The following is a 17,074-nucleotide window of genomic DNA, read 5'->3' as shown; positions in this document are numbered from 1 at the left end:
CACGGCGCGGCTGATCATCGCAGCCGAGGCATTCGGGCCAGTCGGGCGAGCCGATGGGCGAGCCAGTCAGGCCAGCCAGCCGGGCCAGCCAGTCAGGCCAGCCAGCCGGGCCCAGCCAGTCAGGCCAGCCAGTCAGCGGCCTCCAGGGCGAAGTAGGTGAGGACGACCTGGGCGCCCGCGCGGCGGATCGACAGGAGCGACTCCAGCGCAGCTGCCCTGCGGTCGATCCAGCCGTTGGCGGAGGCCGCGGTGATCATGGAGTACTCCCCCGACACCTGGTAGGCGGCGACGGGCACGGACGACCGCTCGGCCGCGGCCGCGACGACGTCGAGGTAGGACATCGCGGGCTTGACCATGACGAGGTCCGCACCCTCCGCGAGGTCGAGGTCGATCTCGCGCAGGGACTCGACGATGTTGGCCGGGTCCTGCTGGTAGGTGCGGCGGTCGCCCTGCAGGCTCGACTGGACGGCCTCGCGGAACGGTCCGAAGAAGGCCGACGCGTACTTGGCGGCGTAGGCGAGGATCACCGTGTCGGTGAAGCCGGCCGCATCGAGGGCCTCACGGATCGCGGCGACCTGGCCATCCATCATCCCGGACGGGCCGACGACGTGGGCGCCGGCGCGGGCCTGGGCGACCGCCATCTCGGCGTACAGCTCGAGGGTCGCGTCGTTGTCGACGCGGCCGCGCTCGTCGAGGACCCCGCAATGGCCGTGGTCGGTGAACTCGTCGAGGCACGTGTCGGCCATGACGACGAGGTCGTCGCCGACGGCCTCCCGCACGCGAGCGAGGGCAATGTTGAGTATGCCGCCGGGCTGGCACGCGCCGGACCCGGTCGCATCCTTGGTGGTGGGCACGCCGAAGAGCATGATCCCGCCGATGCCGGCCTCGACGCAGCGCCGGGCCTCGGCGACGAGGGAGTCGAGGCTGTGCTGGACGACGCCCGGCATGCTGGAGATCGGACGCGGCGTGTCGGCGCCCTCAGCCACGAAGGCCGGCAGCACGAGGTCCTTCGGGTGCAGACGGGTCTCGGCGACGAGCGCCCTGAGCGCATCGTTCTGGCGCAGGCGGCGCGGGCGCTCGATCACGGTGGGTCTCCTCGTCCTCACCGGGCGCGGCGACGCGAGGCGGGCCGCTTGTCGCTGGGACGCTGAACCGGTTGCCCCGCCTCAGCGGCCGCGACGGCGAGGCCGACGCCGTGGCCGGCGAGGGCGTCGACGAGGCTGAGGGCCGAGGCCTCGGGTGCGAGCACGTCGACGCGCAGGCCGTGCTCCTGTGCGGTCTTGGCCGTTGCGGGACCGATGCAGGCAACCACGGTCGCCGGGTGCGGTTTGCCGGCGATGCCGACGAGATTGCGCACCGTCGAGCTCGACGTGAACAGGACCGCGTCGTACTCGCCGCCCTTGATGGCGTCTCGGACGTGCTGCGCCGGGGGCGCCGCGCGGACGGTCCGGTACGCCGTGACGTCGTCGACCTCCCAGCCCATGTCGCGCAGGCCGGCCACGAGGGTCTCGGTGGCGATGTCCGCGCGCGGCAGCAGGACCCGGTTGATCGGGTCGAGCACCTCGTCGAACTCCGGCCACACCTCGAGCAGCCCGGCCGCCGACTGCTCGCCGGTCGGCACGAGGTCCGGGTTGATGCCCCAGTGCCGCAGCGCGTCGGCCGTGACGCCACCGACCGCCGCGACCTTGAGTCCCGCGAAGGCCCGCGCGTCGAGGCCGAGCTCCTCGAATCGCTCCCGGACGGCTCGCACGGCGTTGGTCGAGGTGAACCCGATCCACTCGTAGCGCCCGGTGACGAGGCCCCGGACCGCCTTCTCCATCTGCTGGGGGGTGCGCGGCGGCTCGACCGAGATGGTCGGCACCACGTCGGCGACGGCACCGTAGGCAGCGAGCCGCTCGACCATCGGCCCGGCCTGTGCCTGGGTGCGAGGGACGAGGACCTTCCAGCCGAAGAGCGGCTTGGTCTCGAACCACGAGAACTCGTCGCGCAGGGCCACGTTGGGCGAGACGACGGCCGCTGAGATCCCCCCGGCGGCGCGGGCGAGCGCCGCCCCCGCCTCGGCGAGGGTCGTCGCCCACGACGCCTGGCTCACCGTCGTGCCACGCGCGACGAGGGCGACCTCGGCCTCGGCCGGACGCCCGCACTCGAGGAGGCCGGCGAGCGCCGAGCCGATGGCCTCGGTCGAGCCGAGGATGACGACAGTGTCGTCGTGGGTGCTGTAGCGAGCGAGGTCGAGGGACCCGGCCTGGTCGGCGTTGAGGACGTGGACAGCGGGCGCGGTCTTGGAGGTGAGCGGGACGCCTGCATACGTCGCCACCGCGGTGACCGCCGAGACCCCGGGAACGACGTCATAGGTGATGCCGGCCCTGCGGCAGGCCCTGACCTCGTCGACCAGGCCGGTGAACATCGCCGGGTCGCCGTCCATGAGCCGCACGACGAGACCACCTGCCGGCACGGACTTCGCGGCCTTGACGACGAGCTTGGCGCGCACGGCGTGGGTCAGCTCCTGGCCGTTCTCACCGTGCCCGGCGTCGATGACCTGGACGTCCTCGCGAGCGAGGCGCCGGACCGCGCCCTCGTCCATGAGGTGGTCGAGGACGACGATGTCCGCCGCGGCGAGCAGGTCGCGGGCCCGGAGGGTGAGCAGTCCGGGGTCGCCGGGGCCGGACCCGACGAAGGCGACGCGTGCCGGCGAGGTCGGGACCGTGGGGGTCGACACCGTCGGCTCTGACGGCTGGCGTGTACGAGTCACGAAACTGGCTCCGGGGGTCGTGGTGCGGGAGTGGAGGGCTGACCGAGGCCGGCGGCGCCGTCCTCGAGCAGGATGTGGGCAAGTCGTCGACCGAGCGCCTCAGGTTCGTCATACCGACCCGCGAGGGACCTGCGCAACTCGATACCACCGTCCTCGCTGCCGGCGAAGGCACGGAGGGACAGCTCGAGGCCGTCGTCTCCCTCGACGACCTCGGCGAGGGCTCCGACCGGCGCGGTGCACCCGGCTTCGAGCGCGGCGAGCAGGGACCGCTCAGCGGTGACGCAGGCGCGGGTGTCGGCGTCGTCGAGGCTGCTCACTGCCTCCAGCACGTGGGGCCGGTCGCGTCGGCACTCGACGGCGAGCGCGCCCTGCCCGGGGGCCGGGAGAACCTGGATCGGGTCGAGCACCTCCGTGACGACGTCGAGTCGGCCGAGTCGGGCCAAGCCTGCCCGGGCAAGGACGACGGCGTCGAGCTCACCCGAGCTGACCAAGCGGAGGCGCGTGTCGACGTTGCCGCGGATGGGACGGACCTCGAGCCCGAGACCGAGCGCGGCGAGCTGCGCGGTGCGGCGGGGAGACCCGGTGCCGACGACGGCTCCGACCGGCAGCTCGCCGAGCGTGAGACCGTCGCGCGCGACGAGGACGTCCCTGCTGTCCTCGCGGGGTGGCACGGCTGCCACGACGAGTCCGGGCTCCTCAGCAGTCGGCAGGTCCTTGAGGGAGTGCACGGCGAGGTCGACCTGGTCGCTCTTGAGGGCCTGTCGGATGGCGGCGGCGAAGACGCCCGTGCCCCCGATGGCCGTGAGCAGGTCTCCCGAGACGTCGCCCTCGGTGGTGATCTCGACAAGGTCGACGTCGTGCCCGGCCGCACGCAGTCGGTCCGCGACCCACCCGGACTGGGTGGTGGCGAGGGCCGAGCGGCGCGTGCCGAGGCGAAGGGCGGTCACGAGACGCCACGCTTGGGTGGGGACGAGACGTTGGCCACGTCCTTGGGCTCGAGGTCGAACAGCTCGCGAAGCGCTGCCGCGTAGTCGTGTCCGCCGCCCTCCACCGCGAACTCCTTGACGCGCGTCGTCGGAGTGTGCAGGAGCTTCTCGACGATCCGGTGCACGGCGTGGCCGACCTCTGCGCGGGTCGCGTCGTCGAGCTCCGGCAGCCGCTGGTGGAGCCGATCCAGCTCGGTGGAGACGAGGCTGGCGGCTCGCGCGCGGAGCGCAGCGACTGTGGGGGCGACGGACTTCTCCAGTCGCCGAGTCAGGTAGTCGGCGACCTCGGCAGTGACGAGCTCGCTGACGCGGTCGACCTGGACCACGTCCGAGCGGCCCTCGCGGCGCCCGCCCAGGTCCTCCAGGTCGATGAGCCGGATGCTCGGCAACGGGGAGGCCCACGTCTCCCTGGGCGCGACGTCCCGCGGGAGGGCGAGATCGATGACGACCTGCGGGCGCCCACTCCGGGCGACCACGCTGCGTGCCAGTCGGTCCTCGGTGATGACGTGGCCCACGGCCCCGGTGCACGTGATGACGAGGTCGCTCGCCGCCAGGACGTCCTCGAGGTCCGCCCAGGGCCGGGCCGTCCCACCGACGGACGCGGCCAGTCGTTCGGCCCGGGCCGGGGTCCGGTTGATGACCGTGAGGTCGGAGACGCCCGCACGTGCCGTGGTCGCCACGGCAAGTCCGCTCATCGCCCCGGCGCCGACGACGGCGGCCCGCCGGCCACGGAGGTCGCCGAGCACCTGGCCGGCCTCCTCGAGCCCCATCTGCACGAGGGACACGCTGTGCTGGTCGATGTCGGTCTCGGTGTGGGCGCGCTTGCCGACCCGGAGCGCGTGCTGGAAGAGGGAGTTGAGCGACTCCCCGGCCCGGCCGGTCTGCTGGGCCACCGCCAGGGCGTCGCGCATCTGACCGAGGATCTGCGACTCCCCGACCGCCATCGAGTCGAGCCCGCAGGCGACGGTGAAGGCGTGTGCCACGGCGCCGTCGTCATAGCGGACGTAGAGGTGGTCGGCGATGGCCTCCGCTCGGGCGGCCAGCTCCTCGACCGGATCTGCTGGGGCAACGTCGATGGCTCTCGGCAGCCCCTCCCGTCGCGTCCCCGCGGCGATGGCGAGCGCCTCGCCGATCGCGGCCACCGCGGGGTGGAAGGCAGGGACCTCCGCGTAGACCTCGAGCCGGTTGCACGTCGAGAGGACGACGGCCTCCGACGCCGTCGCGGACGCGAGCACTGCCGTGGCGATGTCGGCAACTCGGTCGGGCGACTCCGAGAGCGCCTCGAGCACCGCGAGGGGCGCCGTGCGGTGGGACAGGCCGATGACGAGAAGGCTCACGGCGCCACCGCCGATTCCGGCTCGGCGCCCCCGGCGAGCCGCGGGGCAGCTGGGACCGCTGGGGTGGCTGCGACACCGTCGAGTGACCCGTGGGCCAGGGCCTTCTGCTGCGCGTGGAAGGCGAGGATCTGCAGCTCGGTCGACAGGTCGACCCGGCGGACGTCGACACCGTCGGGGACCGAGAGGACGGCCGGGGCGAAGTTGAGGATCGACCGGACTCCGACGTCGATGAGCGCGTCGCAGACCGATTGAGCGGCGATGGCCGGCGTGGCGATGACCCCGATCGCGATGGGGCCCTGGGAGTAGCTGGCGGGCAGCTGGTCGAAGGGCTGGATGGCGACGCCCTGGACGACCTCTCCGCGCAACGCAGGATCGTCGTCGAAGAGCGCGACGATACGGAAACCCTTGGTGACGAATCCGGAGTACGACGCGAGTGCGTGGCCGAGGTTGCCCATCCCGACGATGGCAACCGGCCAGTCCTGGGTGAGCCCGAGCGCCCGCGAGATCTCCAGGGCCAGGGTCTCCACCTCATAGCCGACCCCGCGCACCCCGTAGGAGCCGAGATGGCTCAGGTCCTTGCGCAGCTGGGCCGATCGGACCCCCACCGCCGCAGCGAGCTCCTCGGACGACACGGACGGCACGCCTTCCTCAGCGAGCCGGGACAGGGTCCTCAGGTACTCAGGCAGCCGCGCGACGGTGGCGTCGGGGATCTCGCGTCGCTGTGCAGGGTCGGCCGACACGCTTGGTCACCGGCTCCTCTCATCTGAGGCGACCGGGGCCCTCGGGCGCGCCCGTATGGCCCCGAACGCGGAGCGCGTGGGTACCGGATCAGGCTAGACGTTTGTGAAGGCATGCACAAAGTGAGAAAGGAATCGCCCCACTCCGTGGACAGCCGTGCCCGGCGCCACGGCGCAACGCCGGCTGGGCTGGGCGGATGTTCCACGCGAGTGGCCGCCGTCGGGCGGTTTCAGCCGAGTGCGGAGCGCAATCGTGCCTCGTCCACGCGCCAGAAGTCGTGGCGCCGGCCGTCGACGAGCGTCACGGGGATCTGGTCGGCATACTTCGCCCGGAGCTCGGCGTCGTCATCGATCGAGCGCTCGTCCCAGGCCACGCCGAGGTCGGTGGTGACCCTCTCGATCACGGACCTGGCCTCGTCGCACAGATGGCATCCGGGCCGGCCGATGAGCGTGACACGCGGTGCGGGCTCCTGCATGGTCCCATGCTAGCCAGCCGCCACCCCCTGCTCGTTCCGTCGGGCCATCTGGGCCCGCTGTCGGCGACTCAGCGCGACGTGGCGGCGTCGCTCCAGCGCAGGATGGCGGCGATCCCGTCCTTGACGTCGAACGGCTGGGCGACGAGCGACAGCTCCGCACCGACTGTCGCCAAGGACCACAGCAGGGTGTCCTGGTCGTGGTCCTGGCCGGCCCCCTCGACAGACCCCGGCTCAGGGTGTTCGCGGTTCCAGACGTCCGGACCGAGCAGGACGTGGGCGACCTGCGCCTTGGCGACGGCTGCGGTCACTGCCTCCCAGCCCTCGACTGCGGAACCGGCCCCGGTGGCATCGCCGAACCGCTCGACGAGGCGGGCGTCGCGCTCCGCCCGCCGACGGGCGAGCTCTCGGTCCTTTGCGACTGCCTCAGCGGACTCGGAAGTGCCGGCGGCCCTCCCGCCCGTGTCCAGCCGCGTGATGAGGTCTCCGAGTGGCCCAGGGGCGTGGTCGGTCAGGTAGGACGTCATGTGCTCCTCCCCCTCGAGGAAGACGACGCCGGGGCGCACCTCGCGCACGAGCCGGTCGAGCTCGGCCGCGACCTGCGTCGCGTTGTGCTTCCACGAGTCCTCGGCGCGCGCCTGGAAGCGGCGTTGCGACGCTCCCCCGGCACCGACCTTGCGCAGCTCGTCGTGGTCTCCGGTCACGTCGGTCGCGGTGACGAGGGCGCCCGTCGGATCGATGACCTCGATGTCCGCGCCCTCGCGGTCGAGTCGCACGACCGCATAGGTCTCCTTGCCGTCGAGGCCCCGGACGACGTCCATGACCTTGGGCACCGGGCCGAACGACGAGGCCTGCCGGCGCGGGCGGCCCTCGAGACCGACGTCGAGGAGCAGTCGTCCCCGACCCGCGCAGACCACCCGGGTCCGCTCGCCCACCCCGTCCGCGGCCCCTGAGACGGCATCCTCGAGGATGGACAGCGTCTCCTGGTCGGCGCCGCAGCGCTCGAGCTCCTTGCGGGTTGACGCCCAGGACGCGAGCCGATGGGTCCGGCTCGTGGGGTCGAGGTTGCTGACGTCGAGGGTCGCACACGCGAACGGCCCCTCGAGGTCCGTGAGCGGCTTGAGCCATTCGAGCTGCATCGCTACCTCCCACCGATCGTCTCCCTCGAACGCTACCCCGGCACGGCGAGCCCCAACAGGGACAGTCCGGGCCGCCCCTTGCACGTCCTGCGGTGACTCCGCACGGAGGGGTATGCCGCTGGGCCGGGTTCGGACACCAGGCGGGTCCGCGGCAGCCGGCCGATGTTTGGGACGCCCGCACTGCGGGCACATGCGTCGGTACACCTCACCCAGGGAGGCATGATGACCAGCAATCCCGGCGAGACCAGGCGCCCGGTCGGGGCGCACCGACAGGACCACGACGGTGTCGGTCGGGGAACGGCCGTGCAGGCGGCGGCGAAGGCCGTCTCCATCGTCTTTCTTCTCGTGGGCGTGCTGGGGTTCATCCCCGGCATCACCAGCGACTACGACTCCATGACCTTCGCGGGACACGAGTCCGGCGCGATGCTGCTCGGCATCTTCCAGGTCTCGATCCTGCACAACATCGTCCACCTGCTCTTCGGCGTCGTGGGCTACGCCCTGTCACGAACGGCTTCGGGAGCGCGCAACTTCCTCATCGGCGGCGGCATCGTCTACCTGCTGCTCACGCTCTACGGGCTGCTCATCGACAAGGAGTCGGCCGCCAACTTCGTCCCACTCAACACGGCCGACGACTGGCTCCACCTCGTGCTCGGGCTGGGGATGATCGGTCTGGGCTTCGCCCTCCGCCCGCAGCACCGCGAAACCCCGGTGAGTCGAGGTGCGGTTCGCTAGCAACTGCAGTCCGCCGAAGTCCCCATCGCGCGGGGACTTCGGCGAAACTGTCCGGATGCATGGCCACCCGACGACGGCGGATCGTCGTACCGATGCCGCACCCGACGGGTGGCTCGTGGCCGCCACCGGGCCATCGGCGGCTGCGCCGTCCGCGCCGACGGTGGCGTGGCCGATCCCGCTGCCGACGTGGCGCGTGGCGTTCGACCTGCTGTGGGCGGCCGTCGAGGGTGAGCGGAGCGGGGCACGTGCCCGTGAATGGTCGGGATCCGGCGGCTCTCCCGGTTCGCGCGTTGCTCCGGGCGGGTCCACACAGCACCGTGACCGCGACGAGGTGGCCAGGGCCCGCATCGAAGCCCTGGTCCAGCTCGCCCAGGAGGGCGACCGCGAGGCCTTCGCGCAGCTCTACGACAGTTATGTCGACACCGTCTTTCGCTACGTCCTGGTTCGCGTCGGGCAGCGTCCACTGGCCGAGGACCTGACATCCGAGACCTTCATCCGGGCGATGCGCCGGATCGACACCTTCTCGTGGCAGGGCCGCGACATCGCGGCGTGGTTCGTCACCATCGCCCGCAACCTCATCGCGGACCACGTCAAGTCGGCGCGCTTCCGCTTCGAGGTGACGACAGCGGACATGCGCGACGCCGACGATCTCGTCGACGCGCCGGAGACCGAGGTGCTGGCCCGGCTGCGCGACGAACGTCTCGTCGCCGCCATCAGGCAGCTCGCCCCGGAGCAGGCCGAGTGCATCACGCTGAGGTTCCTCCAGGGCCTCAACCTCGCGCAGACGGCCGCGGTGCTGGGCAAGTCCGAAGGGGCGGTCAAGCAGCTCCAGCTGCGAGCCACGAGGGCGCTGCGCCGACTGCTGGAGGGGGTCGAGCTCTGACCGCGTAACCCCGCCCTGTCCGGCATCGTTTCCCGGGTGCCGGCGGACCCGCCCGAGAACGAGAAGCCGAGACGACTACCCCGGAAAGGCCAGGAGCGACGCATGGACCGTCCCCCCAGCGGTGACGCGGAGATCCTCCAGCGCGCGCTCGACCGGGAACCGGTCAGCAAACCCGGCATCCTCGAGCTCGTCAGCGTGCTGCACGCCGTGGCGGCCGTCGACCAGTCGGGCCTGGCGCCTCGCCGTGAGTTCGTGACGGGCCTGCGCGAGCAGCTGACCTCCGAGTCCCACCCGATCGCGCAGGGCAACGCCGCCGAGGGCAGCAACAAGGCGGCCGACGGCACCACGATGGTGGCAGCCCCAGTGAGCGGGAGCGACCAGGACGGCGCCTCGGTCTCCGTGCTCCACCTCGCCGCGCGACCGGTGCGGTACCTCGCTGCCGCGGCCGCGGCCATCGTCCTTCTCGCTGGAGGGCTGGGCGTGGCGTCGCGCCAGGCGGCCCCGGGCGACCTGCTCTACCCGGTGAAGCAGCTGCTCGACCGTGCTGCCGTCCAGCTCGCCGGCGGGGGCTTGGACGTCGGCCTGACCCATCTCGCACAGGCCCAGGAACACCTGAGCGACGCCCGCGAGCTGGTCGACCGCGGCGATCCCGCTGCCGCGGACCTCGTCGTCGCCCTCGACGGCGCAACCGGGTCGACCGCCGCAGCCCGGTCCATCCTCATCGACGTCTACCGGACCGAGGGACGGGCCGACGCCCTCACCGCGCTCGCGGACTTCATCACGCAGGCCCGCCCGCAGGTGGACGCCCTGCGGCCCGGACTGCCCGGAGAAGCGGTGCCGTCCTGGGAGCGGCTGCGCGCCCTCCTCGCAGAAAGCGAGCTCGAGACGCTCCGGGAGCTCGCCTCCTGCACGACATGCGGCGAGCGTGCGGCCGACGCCCAGCGGCAGCTCGACCAGCTGCTCATCGATGGCGTGCTCGCATCGCCCGTGGCCGCGACCGATCCGCTACCCACAGCGACGGGCACGGCCCCGGCGGCCACAGCGCCGACCGGCACGACCACCGCTCCTGACTCGACGTCGACGCCAGGCCTGCCCGGCGCCACGGTCTCGCTACCGCCCGCCACGATCGGCTCCGCCACGGTCGGACTCCCCGGGGTCGGCATCACGACCACGGCGGTCACCGGCGGAGGCGGGGGCGTGACCCTCCCCGACGCGACGGTGAACCTGCCGACTCTCGGGGTCTCCTCGACCGTCACGGTCGGAGGCGGAGGCGTGACGCTCCCGGGAGCGACGCTGACCGTGCCGACGCTCTCGGTCCCGCTCGACCCGACACTCCCCTGAGGTCGGCACCAGCGTCGTCGCCGCCATCTTTCGGGCCGGGGTGCGATGGATGGTGGGGGAACCTAGCCCAGGCCACCATCTTTCGGGCCGGGGCCCGGTACGTGGTGGGCGCCATCCCGCCGCGGCCCCCAGAACGCGGCCGCGGCGGACGCGTCAGAGGAAGACCGACCGCCGCTGCATGAGCAAGCTGTACAGCGTCTGCTGGATCGTCTCGCGGACCTGGTCGGTGAGGTCGAAGACGAGCATCGGATCGTCTGCGGCGTCCGCGCCGAACGTCGTCGTGTCGATCGGAGGACCGAACTCGATGAGCCACTTGCTCGGCAGCGGGACCGCACCGAGCGGCCCGAGCCACGGGAAGGTCGGCGTGATCGGGACGTAGGGCAGGCCGAGCAACCGGGCGAGGGTCGGCATGTTCCCGATCATCGGGTAGATCTCCTCGGCCCCGACGATGGAACAGGGCACGATCGGCACGCCAGCACGCAAGGCCGCCGACACGAAGCCCCCGCGGCCGAAACGCTGGAGCTTGTAGCGCTCGCTGAACGGCTTGCCCACCCCCTTGAAGCCCTCCGGCCAGACACCGACCAGATGGCCTTCGCCCAGCAGTCGCTCGGCGTCGGAGTTCGCCGCGAGCGTCGAGCCGGAGCGACGGGCGATGGAGCCGACGAAGGGTGTCTGGAAGACGAGGTCGGCCGCGAGCATGCGCAGGTGGCGGTGGTTGGGGTGCTCGTCGTAGACGGCGACCTGCGTCATCAGCGAGTCCATCGCCACGGTGCCGGAGTGGTTCGCCACGATGAGGGCGCCACCCTCTGCGGGGATGTTCTCGATTCCCTTGACCTCGACCCGGAACCACGACCGGTAGAGGGGGCGCAGCAGGGGCAGGTGGACGTGGACGGTGTAGTCCGCGTCGAAACCGAATTCGTCGACCTCGTACTCCCCGGTCAACCGGCGCCGCACGTAGGCCAGCGTCTCGGCAACCTGGTGCTCGATGTCGTCGGCGGGCACGCCGGCCGTGGTCGCAGCCGCGCGAAGGACATTGACGGCGAGATCGACGAGCTCGGCCGGCCCGGGGCGCGCCTCGGACGAGAACTCGGCACCGCCGAGCACAGCGCCCACGAGCCGCTGGGCGGTGCTCTGCAGGCCCGCTGCGAGAGCGTCGACGCCGAGGTTGGAGCCCCCGGTCGTTGTCGTATGCCGCTGGGCTGGCTCGGCCTCCGAAGCGACCTCATCAGGAGGCTCGGGCATCGACGGCACCGGGTGCAGGGCGCGTTCGCGCGCACGCTGCTCACGGCGCTCGCGAATCGCCTTGCGCGGCGGGCGTTTGCGGGGAGACGACGTCCTGGTCACCTCCGTTGACGCACCGTCGGACACGCGCTCTCCAGTGACCGCCGACGGGACCGGCGCCGCGGTCCCGCGCTTGGGCCGCGCGCTCCCCGCAGGCTGGGTCGACGTCACGCCGCGGCGGGCCGCGCTGACCTCGACCCGCTCGGGCGTGGCCAGCAGGGGTGTACCGGACCGACGCCGACGCTCCCCGGAGGCTCGAGCTGCACCTGCGGCAAAGGCACGAGAGGTGGGTGCGGGTCGAACGATCGTGTCCTCTGGGCGTGCCTCCGTCGGCCGACCTCCTCCGGCGGGCTGCTTCGCCCGCTGGCTCGAGGGCCGCTTCGTGGCCGGGCTGGAGCGTCGCTTCGCGGTCCCGTCCTTTGCCGGATCGGCGCGTCGAGCGGTGGCGCGGGCCTTGGCGGGCGTTGGTGCAGTGCGCCGCGTCGCGGTCGCCTCTCCCGTTGCCGCGGCGTCGTCGGCTCCCGGGCCGGTCCGCCTGCGACGAGCTCGGGCTGCGGGTTCGTCCTTGCGCGCTGTCACTGCTGAAGCCTTTCGAGGACCCGGGCCAGCGCCGCGGCGCCACCGCCGGCCGCGCCGCTGACGACACCTCCGACCTCCTCGAGACCGGGCACGATCGGACGCAGATGGCTGGCGAACGCCTGGAAGGCCTCCCGGGTCGTGTACTGGGGCTCGAACGAGAAGACCGTCCGCATCCGGGTCGTGTCCAGCCCCCGCCCGAAGGCCAGGAACGCGATTTGGTCCGGCGAGAAGTCAGCGAGGCCACTTCGCTTGACGACGTTGCCGATCAGGCCGGCGGTGATCATCGGGACCGGCACGACCGGTCGCCGGACCATCGCCAGGCACTGCAGGAGCGTGAGGAAGCCATCCCCGGCGACGTTGACGATGCCGACGGAGGGACCGGTCGTCGCCGTGACCAGCGCGGAGACGGCGTCGTCCTCGTGGATGAACTGCAGTCGGGCGTCGTAGCCGAGGGGGACCGGGACGACGGGCAGGGCGAAGTAGTCGGTGACTGCCGTCCGGATCTGCGGTCCGACGACGTTGGCGAAGCGGAGCATCGTGATCTCGACGTCGGGACGGCGACGCGAGAAGCCCCGGACGTACCCCTCCACCTCGATGGAGTCCTTGCCGAATCCGGTGCGCGGCGTCGACTTGGCGTTCATGTCCTCCGCGAACATCGCCGGGTCGCGCGGGGACGAGCCATAGACGGCTGCGGACGACTTGACCACGAGCCGCTGGACGACGTCTGACTTCTGGCACGCCGCCAGCAGCTGCATCGTGCCGATGACGTTGATCTCCTTCTGCGTCACGCGGCCACCCGTGTCCTTGGGGGTCGCGATGACGTTCATGTGCACGACGGTGTCGACGCCGGCCTGTTTCATGATCCGACCGATCATCGGGTTGCGGATGTCCGCCCGGACGAACTCAGCTCGCCCGATGGGGTGCTTGGGTGGGATGACGTCGACTCCGATGATGCGTTCGATCCCCGCGTCGGTGCTGAGCCGACGGGCGTAGAGGCCCCCGAGGTAGCGGGACACGCCGGTCACGAGCACGACCCTGGCCATCGGCACCTCCTGTATCCGCACGTGACGACGTGGGCGAGGGCGTAGCCCCCTCCTTGCGCGCGTGGCGTCGGCACCACCCTACCGACGCGTACCAGCGGCGGCGGAGCGGCGGGGCCGTGAGATCGGCGACTCCCAGTGCGGGTGTCGCGGACGGCCATCTCGAACCACGGGGCCGGACGGTTCGGACAGCAGTCGACCCCCGCCCGATGGGCGAGGGCCGAGACGTGCGGCCGGGGCCGCATCCTGAACGCGTCAGGTCACTTCTTGTTGCGACGCTGGTGACGCGTCTTGCGCAGCAGCTTGCGGTGCTTCTTCTTCGCCATCCGCTTGCGGCGCTTCTTGATGACAGAGCCCATAGTTGTCCTTGATCCGTTGACGGTGCTGTGTGCCGACCTGCGCCGACCACCCGTCAATCGGGAGAGTCGACTCCTCGAGCCGAGCCGAGTGCCCAGCGTAGCGTGTCCGCGGGGCTGACCTCAAAAGGACGGAGGGGCGGCAGCCGTGCTCGTGGCGCGCGAAGAGGTGCACCAGGACTCCGAGTACTGCTGCTGCAGCGACGAACCATAGCGGCCTGGAGAGCCACCAGGTGACCGACCAGGGGTCCGGCACGGCGTCGAAGGCCAGGGCGGAGGCCGCGACGACGAACATGGCGGTGAGATGCCACAGGTAGAGCGTCATCGAGTGCCTGCTCACCCAGCCGACGGCGACGGCACACCGTCCCGCCGAGGCTCGGTCAACGAGGACCCGGCGCGCCAGGAGGACGAGGCACGTGAGCAGGACGCCGTGCGCGACAGCGAGGGCGGTCGGCGGTGCCAGGTTGGAGACAGGCTCGCCGGGCAGGCCGATGAGGCTCGCGGGGTAGGGACCGAGCGTCGCCAACAGGACGGCCGCGCAGAGCGCTCCGGCCGCGACGATGACAAGCCCTCGGGCCGACGGCAGCCGTGAGCGTCGCCGGGCGTCGACGTAGGCCATCCCGAGCAGGTAGGGCACGAGCCACCCGAGCACGACGTTGGCGATCCCGATCCCATGCACGCCGATCCCGAAACGCAGCAGGTCAACGGCGAACGGAGCCGCGATCACGCAGACCAGGAGTCGCCAACCCCAGCGTGCGTGGGCGTGCGCCAGATTCGGCGTGAGCAGCAGGAGCAGCACGTAGACGCCGAGGAACCACAGCAGCTGGGGCGCGAGGCGGACGAGCTGGCCGACGACGGCTGCGGGCGCGCCCAGGGCAAGCAGGGCACCGAGCAGGACGACCCAGGTCGCGGCGAAGGCAGCCACCGGACGGAGCAGTCGCGGCAGCCGTTGGGTGACCAGCTGCACGGTGCTCACGGGCCTGCGTGCCAGCTGGTGGGCCGCCGACGCCCCGGCGGCGAAGAAGAGGAGCGGCAGCACCTCGAGGACCCAGGTCAGCACCCAGGCGCCGCCGTGGCCGAGCGCATTGCCGATGGCCAGGCGCCCGTCGGAGTAGGCGACCTCAGGCATGAGCCAGTGGACCAGGATGACGGACGCCGTCCCGACAGCGCGCACGGCGTCGATGAACACGTCCCGACCGACAGCCCCCTCGCGCGCCACCGCGGGTCTGACCAGAACAGACATTGAAAACTCCTCAAGGCTCGGATCGGCTGCATTTCCAACCTGATTCGAGTCTTGCGAAGCGGAATCACCGACAACATGGGACGATCCGCCTTCCCTGTGAAGGCAGGCCCCCCGCGCCAGGGGGGTTGTCCCCACCCAGCCCAGCGGCATACGGCTCAGTCGAGCCTGAGGTAGCGGAGCACCGCGAGGACACGCCGGTGGTCGCCGGCATCCCGCGGCAGGTCGAGCTTGGCGAAGATCGAGGTCACGTTCTTCTCGACCGCACCGTAGGACAGGTGCAGTCGGTCGGCGATGGCGACGTTCGACCTCCCCTCCGCCATGAGCGACAGCACCTCGGTCTCACGCGGCGTGAGCCGGTCGAGCCCGTCGGGGCGGGACGACGCGCCCAGAAGCTGGCTGACCACCTCCGGGTCGAGCACCGTCTGCCCGGCCGCGATGCGCGTCAACGCGTCCATGAAGTCAGCGACGTCGGCGACGCGGTCCTTCAGCAGGTAGCCGACCCGCTGGGCGCCGCCTCCGAGCAGCTGCGCGGCGAAGCGGGTCTCGACGTACTGGGAGAACAAGAGGACCCCGAGATCCGGGTGTGCGGCCCGGAGTGCGAGCGCCGCCCTCAGTCCCTCGTCGGTGTGGGTGGGTGGCATGCGGATGTCGACGACGGCGACGTCCGGCACCTGGCCCGACGCCGCCAATCGGCCCACCTCGGCGACGAGCGCCTCGCCGTCGCCAACCGCGGCCACCACCTCGTGCGCCCGGCGCGTCACGAGGGCGACGAGTCCGTCGCGCAGGATCGCGGAGTCCTCGGCGATGACGAGGCGCATGGCTCTCCTTCTCGATGACCGCGTCTCAGACGCGGGCGGGCAGCACGACGGTCACCACCGTAGGGCCGCCCACCGGGCTCCTGACGTCGAGGTGCCCGTCGACGGCCGCGACACGTTCGGCCAGACCCGCGAGACCCGACCCGTTCCCGGAGCTGTCCGGCGCGTGGATGGCGGCGCCACCTCTGCCGTCGTCCTGGACACGAAGCCGCAGGTGCCCGTCGGTCTCGTCGACGGTGACGACGACGCGCGAAGCGTCGGCGTGCTTCACCGCGTTGGTGAGCAGCTCAGCCGCGCAGAAGTAGATGATGGCCTCGACGGCCGGCGAGGGGTCGGCCAATGGCTCGACTCGCGCCTCGACGTCCAGGGGAGAGCGGGCGGCCAGGGTCTCGAGGGCGACGGCCAGGCCGTTGTCGAGCGCTGGCGGGTGGATCCCGCGGGCGAGCTCACGCAGCTCCACGAGCGCCTCCTTCGTCGACAGGTGGGCACTCGTGACGAGCGCGGCCGCTGCACTGGAGGCGGATGCGCTGGGCTCGTCCTGACGGATCCTCCCGTCGGGGCCGAGCAGGTCGACCGCCTCGCCGAGCTGCATGGCGATCGCGACCAGTCTGGCCTGCGCGCCGTCGTGCAGATCCCGCTCGATGCGGCGCAGGCGCTCCGCGGAGTCCTCGACAGTGTGGCTCCGGGACCGCTCGAGCGAGGCAACTCGCAGACTCGCCGAGGTGGGCGCAAGGAGGCCGACGACGAGCATGCGACCCAGGTGGGCGAACGCGCGGACCACCGGCGGCAGCACGAAGAACAGGGCGAGGCCCAGCGCCGCGACGAGGGCCTGTCGCGTCGGCGTGTCGGCGACCCAGTCCGGGCCGAAGTTGATCCCGCGCGCACGAGTGCCGTCGCTCAGGACGGTCTCCGGCAGGTAGCGCCCCCAGATCCAGTTCGTCATGAGCCCGAGGGACACCCCCAGGTGGGTGACCACAACGACGAATCCCACGATGGCGACGGGGAAGCTCACGACAAGAAAGGTCACGGCCCGCCAGCCCGCCACGTCAGTGATGCGGGCGCGCAGCCCAGCCCAGAATCCCTGTCGCACGTTCAGCGGCGCTGGCTCGGCCACGTCGATGGCGAGGAGGGCACGAGCCAGTCCGCGGTACATCGATCCCCATCCGCGCGCCCCCTGCACGAGAGTGCCCGGCACGACGAGACCCCAGACAGTGATGGACAGGATCGCGGTCGACACGATGACGAGCAGTCCGTAGGCCAGGGCGAACGGTGCGAGCGGGAGGACGAGCACGATGAAGCCGAGCTCGCGCCAGGTGCGCCCGTGCACTGGCCCGGCGAGGAAACCGACGGGCCTGCGGCGGTCGGTCCAGCGACCGTCGG

15 protein-coding genes and 1 pseudogene are annotated in these 17,074 nt (G+C 71.7%); 3 read left to right on the top strand and 13 right to left on the bottom strand.

The features are described 5' to 3' along the window. Positions 1 to 119: 119 nt before the first annotated feature. The 7 genes from hemB to LOY02_RS04970 form a co-directional block, all read right to left on the bottom strand. A complete protein-coding gene (gene hemB / locus LOY02_RS05000) occupies positions 120 to 1,085 on the bottom strand; it encodes a porphobilinogen synthase (protein WP_317181230.1) in 966 nt (321 codons plus the stop codon). A gap of 17 nt (positions 1,086 to 1,102) precedes the next feature. Beyond that, a complete protein-coding gene (locus LOY02_RS04995) occupies positions 1,103 to 2,719 on the bottom strand; it encodes a uroporphyrinogen-III synthase (protein WP_317181229.1) in 1,617 nt (538 codons plus the stop codon). 29 nt (positions 2,720 to 2,748) lie between these two features. Continuing rightward, positions 2,749 to 3,699 carry a hydroxymethylbilane synthase gene (gene hemC / locus LOY02_RS04990; protein ID WP_317181228.1) on the bottom strand — a complete coding sequence of 317 codons (951 nt, stop codon included), beginning with the start codon at positions 3,697 to 3,699 and terminating at the stop codon, positions 2,749 to 2,751. Then, entirely contained in the window at positions 3,696 to 5,075 is a 1,380-nt protein-coding gene (gene hemA / locus LOY02_RS04985) for a glutamyl-tRNA reductase (protein WP_317181227.1), read from the bottom strand. The genes hemC and hemA overlap by 4 nt, the downstream gene beginning before the upstream one ends. Beyond that, complete coding sequence (locus LOY02_RS04980; RefSeq protein ID WP_317181226.1) at positions 5,072 to 5,815, bottom strand: redox-sensing transcriptional repressor Rex; 744 nt, start codon at positions 5,813 to 5,815, stop codon at positions 5,072 to 5,074. Before LOY02_RS04980 ends, hemA begins: the two co-directional genes overlap by 4 nt. Positions 5,816 to 6,042: 227 nt before the next feature. After that, positions 6,043 to 6,288 (bottom strand): glutaredoxin family protein, encoded by a 246-nt coding sequence (locus tag LOY02_RS04975; protein ID WP_317181225.1) that lies wholly within the window; start codon positions 6,286 to 6,288, stop codon positions 6,043 to 6,045. A gap of 68 nt (positions 6,289 to 6,356) precedes the next feature. Beyond that, positions 6,357 to 7,424, bottom strand: coding sequence for a Vms1/Ankzf1 family peptidyl-tRNA hydrolase (locus LOY02_RS04970; RefSeq protein ID WP_317181224.1), 1,068 nt, complete (start codon positions 7,422 to 7,424; stop codon positions 6,357 to 6,359). Positions 7,425 to 7,646: 222 nt separating this feature from the next. Here LOY02_RS04970 and LOY02_RS04965 point away from each other — a divergent pair, with 222 nt between their 5' ends. The 3 genes from LOY02_RS04965 to LOY02_RS04955 all read left to right on the top strand — a co-directional run bounded on the left by LOY02_RS04965 (position 7,647) and on the right by LOY02_RS04955 (position 10,380). Beyond that, positions 7,647 to 8,156: a DUF4383 domain-containing protein gene (locus LOY02_RS04965; protein ID WP_317181223.1), complete on the top strand. Its 510-nt coding sequence runs from the start codon at positions 7,647 to 7,649 to the stop codon at positions 8,154 to 8,156. 55 nt (positions 8,157 to 8,211) lie between these two features. After that, the gene (locus LOY02_RS04960) at positions 8,212 to 9,039 is read left to right on the top strand and encodes a sigma-70 family RNA polymerase sigma factor (protein ID WP_317181222.1); all 828 of its coding nucleotides are present in this window, start codon (positions 8,212 to 8,214) and stop codon (positions 9,037 to 9,039) included. Positions 9,040 to 9,141: 102 nt separating this feature from the next. After that, positions 9,142 to 10,380: a hypothetical protein gene (locus tag LOY02_RS04955; protein WP_317181221.1), complete on the top strand. Its 1,239-nt coding sequence runs from the start codon at positions 9,142 to 9,144 to the stop codon at positions 10,378 to 10,380. A 153-nt stretch (positions 10,381 to 10,533) separates the two neighbouring features. Here LOY02_RS04955 and LOY02_RS04950 read toward each other — a convergent pair whose 3' ends face one another. The 6 genes and pseudogenes from LOY02_RS04950 to LOY02_RS04925 form a co-directional block, all read right to left on the bottom strand. Beyond that, a complete protein-coding gene (locus LOY02_RS04950; RefSeq protein WP_317181220.1) occupies positions 10,534 to 11,724 on the bottom strand; it encodes a lysophospholipid acyltransferase family protein in 1,191 nt (396 codons plus the stop codon). A 512-nt stretch (positions 11,725 to 12,236) separates the two neighbouring features. Next, the gene (locus LOY02_RS04945; protein ID WP_317181219.1) at positions 12,237 to 13,283 is read right to left on the bottom strand and encodes an NAD-dependent epimerase/dehydratase family protein; all 1,047 of its coding nucleotides are present in this window, start codon (positions 13,281 to 13,283) and stop codon (positions 12,237 to 12,239) included. Positions 13,284 to 13,540: 257 nt separating this feature from the next. Next, positions 13,541 to 13,639: a 30S ribosomal protein bS22 gene (locus LOY02_RS04940; protein ID WP_003792170.1), complete on the bottom strand. Its 99-nt coding sequence runs from the start codon at positions 13,637 to 13,639 to the stop codon at positions 13,541 to 13,543. A gap of 187 nt (positions 13,640 to 13,826) precedes the next feature. Further along, positions 13,827 to 14,879, bottom strand: a pseudogene (locus tag LOY02_RS04935) (acyltransferase family protein); the annotation flags it as partial. A gap of 155 nt (positions 14,880 to 15,034) precedes the next feature. Beyond that, a complete protein-coding gene (locus LOY02_RS04930) occupies positions 15,035 to 15,697 on the bottom strand; it encodes a response regulator transcription factor (protein WP_317181218.1) in 663 nt (220 codons plus the stop codon). A 25-nt stretch (positions 15,698 to 15,722) separates the two neighbouring features. Beyond that, on the bottom strand, positions 15,723 to 17,074 hold a 1,352-nt coding region (locus LOY02_RS04925; protein WP_317181217.1), incomplete at its 5' end, for a sensor histidine kinase.

Origin of the sequence: Intrasporangium sp. (genome assembly GCF_032907665.1) — a bacterium.
In the GTDB taxonomy this organism is placed as follows: Bacteria; Actinomycetota; Actinomycetes; order Actinomycetales; family Dermatophilaceae; genus Intrasporangium.
This window is presented reverse-complemented; position numbering and strand designations above follow the sequence as displayed.